Annotated in this window: 11 protein-coding genes; all 11 read right to left on the bottom strand. The window is 40.2% G+C overall.

The features are described 5' to 3' along the window. Positions 1 to 4 precede the first annotated feature (4 nt). Complete coding sequence (locus AC0J20_RS00925; RefSeq protein ID WP_473020257.1) at positions 5 to 853, bottom strand: phytanoyl-CoA dioxygenase family protein; 849 nt, start codon at positions 851 to 853, stop codon at positions 5 to 7. Continuing rightward, on the bottom strand, positions 850 to 2,037 hold the full coding sequence (locus tag AC0J20_RS00920; protein ID WP_473020256.1) for a class I SAM-dependent methyltransferase: 1,188 nt from the start codon (positions 2,035 to 2,037) through the stop codon (positions 850 to 852). The genes AC0J20_RS00925 and AC0J20_RS00920 overlap by 4 nt, the downstream gene beginning before the upstream one ends. A gap of 45 nt (positions 2,038 to 2,082) precedes the next feature. Next, a complete protein-coding gene (locus tag AC0J20_RS00915) occupies positions 2,083 to 2,757 on the bottom strand; it encodes a class I SAM-dependent methyltransferase (RefSeq protein ID WP_473020255.1) in 675 nt (224 codons plus the stop codon). Positions 2,758 to 2,770: 13 nt separating this feature from the next. After that, on the bottom strand, positions 2,771 to 3,376 hold the full coding sequence (locus AC0J20_RS00910; RefSeq protein ID WP_473020254.1) for a hypothetical protein: 606 nt from the start codon (positions 3,374 to 3,376) through the stop codon (positions 2,771 to 2,773). Between the two features lie 11 nt (positions 3,377 to 3,387). Beyond that, positions 3,388 to 4,164 carry a hypothetical protein gene (locus AC0J20_RS00905; protein ID WP_473020253.1) on the bottom strand — a complete coding sequence of 259 codons (777 nt, stop codon included), beginning with the start codon at positions 4,162 to 4,164 and terminating at the stop codon, positions 3,388 to 3,390. 187 nt (positions 4,165 to 4,351) lie between these two features. Then, the gene (locus AC0J20_RS00900; protein ID WP_473020252.1) at positions 4,352 to 5,341 is read right to left on the bottom strand and encodes an alpha-ketoacid dehydrogenase subunit beta; all 990 of its coding nucleotides are present in this window, start codon (positions 5,339 to 5,341) and stop codon (positions 4,352 to 4,354) included. Next, positions 5,338 to 6,222, bottom strand: a complete 885-nt coding sequence (locus tag AC0J20_RS00895; RefSeq protein WP_473020251.1) for a thiamine pyrophosphate-dependent dehydrogenase E1 component subunit alpha — start codon at positions 6,220 to 6,222, stop codon at positions 5,338 to 5,340. Before AC0J20_RS00895 ends, AC0J20_RS00900 begins: the two co-directional genes overlap by 4 nt. Further along, positions 6,219 to 7,268: a DapH/DapD/GlmU-related protein gene (locus AC0J20_RS00890; RefSeq protein WP_473020250.1), complete on the bottom strand. Its 1,050-nt coding sequence runs from the start codon at positions 7,266 to 7,268 to the stop codon at positions 6,219 to 6,221. The genes AC0J20_RS00895 and AC0J20_RS00890 overlap by 4 nt, the downstream gene beginning before the upstream one ends. Before the next feature lie 59 nt (positions 7,269 to 7,327). Further along, the gene (locus tag AC0J20_RS00885; protein ID WP_473020249.1) at positions 7,328 to 8,626 is read right to left on the bottom strand and encodes an aminotransferase class III-fold pyridoxal phosphate-dependent enzyme; all 1,299 of its coding nucleotides are present in this window, start codon (positions 8,624 to 8,626) and stop codon (positions 7,328 to 7,330) included. Positions 8,627 to 8,679: 53 nt separating this feature from the next. Next, a complete protein-coding gene (locus AC0J20_RS00880; RefSeq protein WP_473020248.1) occupies positions 8,680 to 9,834 on the bottom strand; it encodes a class I SAM-dependent methyltransferase in 1,155 nt (384 codons plus the stop codon). Between the two features lie 90 nt (positions 9,835 to 9,924). Beyond that, entirely contained in the window at positions 9,925 to 10,473 is a 549-nt protein-coding gene (locus AC0J20_RS00875; protein ID WP_473020247.1) for a WbuC family cupin fold metalloprotein, read from the bottom strand. Positions 10,474 to 10,490 lie beyond the last annotated feature (17 nt).

The raw sequence follows: 10,490 nt of genomic DNA, 5'->3' as shown, positions 1-10,490 counted from the left end.
GGAATCAGTATTGTGGGCTTTTTTCTCTTTTTGATAGCCATGCATTAAGCGAGGTTTCCGAATCCGGATCAGTCCTGCTGCGAGCAATAAGCCCATATTTTTGTCCAGATACTGTGAGATTTTCAGTAGATTCATACCTAACATCCACAGACCATAATAACTTGTCAGTCGTATTCCCTGTTGAAGCGTGAGCTAATTTTTGATTGAAGAAAAGAACATCACCACGTTTCATAGGTAAAATCTGAGGCTGAATGTTCGAAACAATTGAATGCGGCATCCAATTTTCTGGAGAATCCCCAAGCGGGAATACTTTTCCTTCTGTTTGTTTCACTGATGCTACCTTAAGGCACCCTTGCAGTTCTTTAACATCTTGTAAAGGTACCCAGACAGTAACTACGTGGGCAGAATAACAACGTTCTGCATCCAACTCTCCATGACTGGTATAAAACTGCCCATCCTGATGCCAGGGCGTTGTAGTCCAATTTTCGCCGGGAAATTTGAACCTGGTATTAAATATCCCATGGACACTTATTTCACCAGATTCGAGTAGTTTTTCAATAACATCCAGTACTACTGCTGACGTTAAAAACTGGTAAATTTCCTTATTGATCATATGAAAATAGGGAGCACGTCTGAATTGCGGTTTTCCAGCCATTTCCCAATGTTGCAAAAAGCGAGTTTGAAAATCCAAGCCAATTAGCTTTTCTGTTAGCAATCCCTCTTTCACCCACACGTCGATCATGTAGTCTACCCAGCGCTGTGTCACCTGGGAAAGTTTATCCACATCACATTCTTTTAAGAGTCCTTCTACTACAACATATCCATGCTTTTGGTAGTGGGATTGCAAATTCATACTTGATTATTTGACTTCGGATAGTCATAAATTCGAAAATTATTTAAAGAAAGCGGCTTCCCTAAAACTCGCTCTACGTTACTTCTAAGCACCTGATTCAATCGAAAACTGGTAAAAACATAGAAATCATTATAACTCAGGCTCTGTGCATGATGCTCCATAGTCTTTACCTGAAAACTCTCCATAAAATCGGACTTCTGCTCGTCATCATCGATAATTATGATTTTTCCACTCATCTTACTCTGAATTGGTTTTAGTAAACGTCTAAGTAAATCGTTTGCGCCATAAAATACGATTTGTCTACCATTTCCAGCTTCTTCTATGAGTGTATTTTGTAAGTCCAGTGTTTCTTGCTCAAATCGTTTGATAATTTCTACGCCATCCAGAAAGTGGGATTTTGCGTCAATGTATTGCAATTTACCATTGTATACTAGCGACTCTTCTGAAACTTCAACGGCACGAAATACTGCCATAAATCCAACATCTATACTGCAATTTCCATAGCCTAATTCAACCAATTCAAAACCGGAATTGTGAGCTACCTGAGCAAGCGACTCAGGCGAAAAGTGAATTAAGTGCTCCCACCATAAAAGTTCTTTAGGATCTAGAGGAAACAATCTTAAATTAGGCACCTCACAAATCATGTACCCACCTGATTTGATAACCCTGCGGCATTGAAATAAAAACGCATTTACATCAGAAACATGCTCCAACATATAATAGTGGCATACAAGATCATAAGTACTGGTTGGTAACTCTTCTATCGAACTGTAAACACTATCAATATCTGAATTCGGTTCAACTGCATCAATTCGAGAAAAATGATGACCCAAGCGATTATGCAAGCCTATTAACCGATTGCTCCCTATTTCCACCATCGCCCCATTTTGTGGAGCAACTCTTAACCAGTTATCCATTCGGATTTGAACGTCACTCGTTGGTGTTTGACCTTCAAATTTTGCATGACAATCACTGTAATACCGCAAAAGTTGTTCCTGAACAGGCACAGGGTTTACATAAACGAACCCACAATTCTGACAGATACCATTATTAAGCTTAAAACGGAACTCTTTAGTTTTAGTTTTAGCAATGTGTTCGTAATTCCACAAACTCTCAAAATCATCCGAGCCGCAAGCATCGCAATGCTTTTGTACGTAATTGAAGTCAATTATTTGATTGGTCAATTTCTACTACCCTGCATTATTTTTCTTCAATTACAAAAATTGAATTCATTTTTTCATTTGTTGTTTCGGATTAGCAGCCACTACAAACAGGTAATGACACATAGGAGAATACCCCGTATGCAGCACTTCATCATTCATTCCAAAATGAAACACATTGTGAAAATACTGTTCAAATGTTTCTACTAATCGATCACCGGTAAATAAATTGACATGTTGGTCATCACTGGAAGAATATTGCTCAGCAGTTATATTAGGAGTACCCACGATAGCGATACCATTTTCAGCCAGATTTTGCATTATGCCTAGCATATAACCATCTTGATTTTCAGGATAGATATGCTCTATGACATCCAGAGAAACAATAGCATCGAACTTTCCGAACTGATCAGTGAGAATGTCCCCCACCTGAAAGGAGCGCTGCTCGTTTTGAAGGTTACGTTGAGCCCAGGCAATCACTCTGTCATCAAAGTCAACTCCCATGTAAAAGCTGGCCCTCTCCTTCAAAACCAAACTGCCGAATCCATCTGAACAGCCTAACTCAAGGACTCTGGAGCTTTTTTTTAACATTTTCATCGCAAACTTATAGCGCGATAAAGTAAAAACCAGGTGTTTTGGATCATGGTTTATAAAATGCGAAAAGTATGGCCCAACCTCATAGGTTTCGGGGTTTTCGTTGTAATGAGGTGTGGCATTGAACCACAGCTCTTTTTCTTTGCTCATTTTCCGTACACCCTCATAATTTATTATTAAAGGATTCCCATAGAGTTCTCACATCTCCAACTTTTGTATCATACCCTTGCTCTAAAGATGCCATAAATGGATCTGTCTGCTCCGGAGTATGGTAGGAGCCATCACCTGTTTCCAGGCGCAAAAATGTTATTTTACCGGCTTTAATTTTGGTCCACTCGATCTCAAAATGGCGATAGATCTCTGAATAGATCTTGTCGAAACTGGTTTTCAACGTGTCATCATCTTTGAGTTCAACCTTAAACCTTTTCACAAGGTCCATCGTTTGATGGTTGTCCCGCATCAGATAAATGGAACCTCCTTTAGGGGTATCATCGATAAAACTCCAAAGATTAGAGTTTTTCCCTTTATTATGTGGTAAAAAAGCAGGTATAAAGTTAAGCAGGTCGATGCCCAAAGTAAATACCTCATCCTCAACGGGAAAATGATATTTATCTTTGATAATTAAATCTGGTGATATATCTCTTATGAATGCCGCAGACACTCGCTCAACAGATTCCACAATCTCTACTTCCCCAGAATCTTTATTCGAGACAATCTTTGGAATGGGAGAAGCTTTGTTACCCGGGTTAGTTAAATAGAGTATTTTCATCCGTACTATCCTTAATATTCAGCTAAGCCAACATAATGACTCTTTATATTGTTATAGGCAGCAAAATGCTCTTTTTTCATTTCACCAATTGCAGAATCATTGATGATGCCAAAGTCCAGGCTAAAACGAACTTTATTGGTGAGATTGGAACCTCCACCATGGATTAATCTGGAGGAAAATATGAACACTTCATCATCTGCTAAATTAATACGTTTTGCGCTCTCAAGATCCACACCAGCAGTTATTTTTTTGGGGTTATAACTCAGTCCCAATCGATGTCCTGTTGAAAAACGTTCTACCCCACTTTCTTCAGAACTATACTTTTTTGTCACTATCGCTGAGTCCGGAACTCTGTGCGATTTATCGATATATTCCATGCTGGTCATAGAATTAAAGTTTCGCAACGGCACCACCATATTTATCTGGCTATTGATATAATCGTGATCGCAATAGAAATTCTCTCGATGAAAATCTAAAAATTCCATCATTTCATCAGATTTTGGCCGAACCCCTCGTAAATAGACAACTGACTGCAATGCGAGAGGTACACTATCGAAAAGGTTATCGAATAACGATTTTTCGTTAGTTACAATATCACGATGAACCTTTGCAGCATTTATTTCGTCCTGGCAGGCCAATAGCCGCTCTCTGTATAGATCTGTACAATGAGTATCTGGCTCTCCTGAGAAATGAGAATCCAAAATTCTCCTTGCACGCTCCACAGGTTCAACATTGGATAACTTGTGTATCATCCAGCCATTATTCATGAACTTTTCTTTTACAGTCATTATTTCTCCCTTCAATCCTTTGATACAATTCAAAAACACTTTTCAGCATCGGCATACCTTCGCGCTTACTGCAAGTAAAAAAGAACCTAACATCGATTAGGTTGCTTATATTCTTATTCGGCTGACTGGTCATGATTATTAGTTTTTTCTATTTGCTCCATCTACTCAGTGATGTCGAAAATATTGATCAAACCATTTTAAGTACCGCAGTGATAATGTCAGAGACTTGTACCAATGCAGAATTTTCCAATGGTAGCGCATTCGGAATGGGATAGTCTTTAGCCCCCAACCTTTCTACCTTTTTCACATTGGGACAATTACTGTATATCTGAAAAGCAACTTCGGCACTCCAATTAAAATTACTACAAGCCTCTTCGATAATTAACACACTCGAAACATCAGTCAAATGACCTATCATAGTATCGAGATTCAGGGGTTTTATTTGTGCCGGTAAAATCAATTTGCATACTATTTCCTGCTCAACAAATAACCTTTTCATCGCTTCCAGCATCAGGGGAGACATTCCTCCATACCCAATTATTGCCAGTTCTGCTTTTTGAGTCCCCTTTAACTGGGTTGCAATAGTATGATCTTTGTCTTTTAAAACATTGATTTGAGAGGATAAACCATTGCTCAACTCCCATAATTTTTCTGCATACAATGCCTTGTTTTCAATAAATAGATCAACGCCATCACGATATACAGAATCAATCAAAAGTAAACCGGGAATATGAAAATGAGAGGGGGCTACGATGCGAATATTGGGAATAGACAAAAAAATAGACTCCAATGTCTGGCTATGAGTAGGGCCATATCCTCGTCGTGCTCCCATAGGAGTTCGAATTGTCAGATGCAAAGGCACGTGTTTACCATACATTAGCGGAAATTTTACAGCACCATTTACTATTTGGTCAGTGCATAGTGTAATAAAGTCGCCAAACATTATTTCAACAATGGGTTTCATCCCTTGCAATGCCATACCGACTCCCATTCCGGTAAATGCTGCTTCACTTATGGGGGTGCTAATCACTCTATCAGGAAACTTTTCGGACAACCCCTTCGAAGCTTTGAATGCACCTCCATAAGGGTCCAAGATATCTTCACCTAAAAGTACAACCTTATCATCCTCTTCAAACAGAGAATGTAAACTACTATTAATTGATTCAATGTATCTCATTCTAATGTTTCCCGGCTACTTACATCTTCATATAGCTGAGATAGTTGTTTCGCCACTCTTTCCTCAATTGCTCCTGTTTGTTGTTCAGAAAGATGGCTTTTTATCGTCATTAATGGATCTTTTTCTTGCCAATACTTTATCTCTTTGGAACTTCTGAAATCATCGCCTTTGGAATGAGGTCCTAATCGATAAGTGTTAAGCACTTCAACATGAGGTCGTCGGGTCAGCTTTAACTGAGCAATTAATTGTTCAAAGTAGTGGTAAAGGTGCAAAGCATCAGAAGCTACCTGCTCGTGACAACTCAGTCCAAATGCAGTAAACCTATTACAAATTGTTCCGCTTAAATTGTTTGCGATGGGTGTAGACTGTGCATATCGGTTGTTTTCGACAACAATCAATATGGGCAGTGAATACAACGCGATCATGTTTAAGGTTTCGTAAACCACCCCCTCACCAAGAGTTCCATCACCTATAAAAAGTACAATGGTTTGATCTTTATTTAATAGCTTATTCGCGTATGCCATTCCAGCTCCGACCGGGGTTAGATTTCCCTGAATCCCATTGGATATGAAATCACCCGTTTTTATGTGTTGACTACCACCAACTCCGCCACAAACCGCCCCCTCTTTGCCCATGATTTCAGCCAACAAACCTTCAATATCATCGGTTTTTTCGATGTAATGTCCATGGCATCTGTGGTTACTAAGCACGATGTCTTGTGGCTCCAGGTGGGGAATTAAACTACAGGCAATTGCCTCCTGACCAATATAACTATGAGTCGTTCCGAATAATTCTCCTTTCGAAAAAAGTGCGAGTAACATTTCTTCAAATTTTCGAATAGTGAGCATGCGAGAGTATAAACGAACCGCTACTTCATTCACTGTGTGATGAACCCCGCTTTTGTAATGCTGCTATATAAATTCACTCCTGAGGCTACCGTCACATCATCACAAACTTGTAATTTCATATTAACTGTGGCGCCTAACCCAATCAGACAATGATTGCCAATGCTTACAGAACCGGCCACACGCGCACCATCGGAAATCTGAGTATTTTGCCCAATTCCAGAATGATGGGCGACAGATGCACAATTTAATACTTTTGAAAAAGCACCAATGCTAACGTTTGTTCCGATAACAGCATTAGCTCCAATAAACACATTTTCCTCAAGTATCGCACTGGGAGAGACAACGGCACTTGGATGGATAACACTTATCAATAGTCCCCCATAAGATTTAATTGTGTCTGCCACCCGTCGGGTTTCTTTAAAATCATTGCTATTCACATGAACTTTATCAATACCCGCAGCTAAAAGAGCATCAAGTTGAAACCGGGAAAACACGGGTAAACCAAATAAGCTTTCTGTTTGAGGTAGTCCAGAATAATCAACAAACCCCAAAACTTCATATACACCAGCAGCCTCAACGGCTTCGTAAACAACTTCAGCATGATTTCCAGCACTATAAATCAATAATGAGTTTTTTTTAATTTCAGGTAATGTTGTTTGCGCTGCACTACACTCTGCAATATATTGACTTACCAACTGTGCAGAGATTACTCCGTCCCCAGGCAACATGGTTTGATCAATTTTATGCTCCACAAGCAACGATTGAGCCTTCTGTGAGATGAGGCGCTCTCCTACTGCTGCTCCACAGCCTCTATATTGTGTCAGATCGGCCTCTTTTTCAGACAACACCAGAAACAATACATCTCCTACCTGGACAGCTTGTCCTTTTGTGTAAAGAGTATAGACATACCCCTTACACGGTGCTGTAACTTCATATGTCGCCTTAGTGGACTCCACAACGCCTAGTAAATCTCCCGCGCCAACGAATTGATAATTTTCCATACACTGAATTAGTGTGACAGTATCTTCATTGTTGTTAATCTTGGGAGCAACAACTTCAACAATGGTACTATTTTTCATGTTCTTTCCCTTTGAGACGCAAATGTCATGCTGCTGCTCAGGCTCTATCAATATTAAAGCTAATAGTTCCCGCTACTGGCAAGCGTTTTGAACTCCTCGATAAAACAATCTAAAACATGATCCGCTTCTGTCTTTAATATAGTCAGGGCCGGTGTAAAGCTAACTCTATGCCACTTACCACTGATTAAAATATTGTGCTTCTCGAGCATCGCTGTTTGTAAGGCCTGACCAAATTTATTTTGGTGATGGCAACTGTATTCAATTGAAAACCTGAGTCCCCTCCCTCTCACATCTCTGAAAAAGGCATGTTGACCTAATTCATTCTTTAGCCTTGAGCGCATATATTCACCCAGTTGTACAACATGATTTAGCAGGGTGTCGTTGTGCACAATTTTCTGGACAGCCAAGGCAGCTGCGACACTTAAAGAATGCCCTTGATATGTAGTTGTAACCTGTAACCTTCCTTGATGCTGTCTTATAACAGATTCTATGTGACTACTTGTTAAGACTGCACTTAACGCACCATAACCGGCTGCCAGCGTTTTTCCTATGAAAACAAAGTCGGGTTTAATACCATCCCAGTCACAACAAAATATTTTACCGGAGGTCCCCGTCCCACAGTACACTTCATCCAGTATCAAATGAACATCATATTTATCACATACTTCACGAATATATTTCCAATAGTTCGGTGCGGGTGGCACGTCCCCTACTAAACCTCCCATAATGGTTTCAGCGACAAACCCACACACTTTCTCAGGCCCTATTTCGAGTATTTTTGCTTCCAATTGCTCAGCACTTCGTCTCGCATATGCATCAACGCTTTCTCCTTGCTCCATCATGTATAATGGATGATGCATTTTTATTCTCGCTCTGTAAGGAGACAACATCGGACGGTAGAATTCCAGATTTGGCCTCTCACCCAAGACTAATGCATCAGCTGATGAGCCGTGATAGGACTGTTCTCTTGATATAAACCAACGTTTTTCTTTTTTGCCAAGGTCATAATGGACTTGATAGCTCATTTTCATGGCCGCTTCACAAGCTTCCGCGCCAGAGTTTCCTGAAAAGTATACTTTGTTCAGCCCATGTTCTGCTTTGGAAAGTAGTAACGAAGCAAGTTCTTCCACATTATCGTCAGACCAAATCTTGTAATCCATGTGCCCAAATCGACGCAACTGTTTTTGCATGGCCTCATTAACATCAGGATGTCCCCACCCTACGATCGAATATGCAGTTCCTCCGCCCGTAGTGTCCAATAACTTGCGCCCATCTTTGGTGTGAACGTAAATACCCGAAGCATAATCAACAAATGGAGGAATAGGATCGTTGGGGAAAACACGAAAAACGTCAGACATAATGAATCTACTCAAATATCTTGCAAACCAAAGTTCGCCATTATTATTCTAGGTTAACGATTTTTTAGCAGTGAAATATACTGCTGCCCTCTGCCAAACCATGACTCAAAATGAGGCAATTCTTTAGGAAACTGCCCCTCAACAAGATATGCATGTAGAGCCCTCTCAAATTCACGGATAGCATTTGCCGTAATTGGTGAAAATGATTCAACGTCAGATAGTAACCTTTCTAACTCAAGTTGTAGTGCTTGTATGAGAGAAACTTCTCCTGGCTTTTTAACTATTTCAACTGTCAAATCTACACAGGCATTGGTGAGTTGTTGCAACTTTCTATTTTGATCAATTTCGCGTGGAGGAAGAATCTCTCTGAAATCCAATAAATTATGCAATTGCAGGAGGAAACCAGTTAGAGAAACGCCGTTACTTTTATTGTCGCCGTAGATATCTTTGTACCATCGCCAATCCTGGATAAACTGAGGTGATGTACCAAAGACCTGAAAGTCGTCCTGGAGGCTCACAATGGCGTCTTCAATCGAAAAAAGTTTACCAATCATGGGTTGCAATAAATTGTCATAGATCCAATCTTCAGGAGGACGAGACATTCCCGGCAAATGTTTTACACTTCTTATGGCAAAAGGAAGAAGATATTCTACTTTTTCTTTTTCAGACAATGTTTTGCCATGCAAAGTGATGTGGCACATCGCGGAACGCAAACGCTCCGGTAAATAAGACACAGAGTCCATACATGACACCAAAAGCATCCCTGAAGGTTTGACAAATGAAGCTAATTTCTTAAGGAACTTTATCGGTTCTAACTGATTTGCGATAACACCCTCACAAATTACCAAATCAAACTGTTCGTCAGTTTCAAAAGACTCCCAGGTAGATAGGGCCACTTCAAATGCAGTATCGTTAGGATAATACTCTTCCAGTCGTTGTGTTGTCTCCGCGACGCTGGTTGGATTGCCATCAACCAGTAAGTATCGCATAGGCCCCAATGAATGAGTATACAATGCATTGTGTCCCGTCCCGGGTCCTACCTCGAGAACAGACTTACCTGCCACCATGCCCGGTGGTATACCACAATGCTTAAATAATGCCTCTCTTCGATCAAAGTGCTTTTTCAAATCAGAGATTTCCTGTGAGACAGGGGAGATCTGATGAGCACCATAATAATCCAAAAAAGGGACTTCGTAGCGACTTTGCATTGTAAACTCCAGTTACTTTCCCTAACGTTCGACTCTTGAGCAACGATAAGAAACAAATTTATATTCTAGTTATATAGTTTTTCGGCAGATTTACTCAGATTTTGATAGGCTTTTATCACGTGCAAAATCGAATAGCTCCTTAGAACGTTTCATAAAATCCGCTACAGTCTTTGAACCCAGCTTATCTGGGGACCACGACGGTTCAAAGTTATTATCAGGTGAAAATGGACCTTCAATAGTCTCCTTAAACAGACAAAAATCACTTTCAATGTATAAAGAATGTAATACACCTTTTGGGGTTCGGAGATACATAGCCGCCCCCTTTTGAGCCGGGTTAAGATAATGAACTTCGCGGACTGGTCCATCGTGCTCAAAGTATATCATTGCTGCTTCCCCCGAAATAATAGTCAATGATTCATCACTGCGAAGGTGACGGTGGGGGGGAACATAATTGCCTCTAGAATGCAATATAAACATTTCATGTAACGAAGACTCTGGAGACTCGTGCGTACATATTCGGCACCTCGCACGCTCATTTTGAAGTGCTTTACTTTTTAAAAATTCAAAGACCTCACCTGTCAGTACAGGAATGTTATCTTCCAGATAATAGACTTCATCGTTAAATTTCTTAACTCTCATCGCAATAGATCACTATT

Source organism: Planctobacterium sp. R6, assembly GCF_055755215.1.
This window is presented reverse-complemented; position numbering and strand designations above follow the sequence as displayed.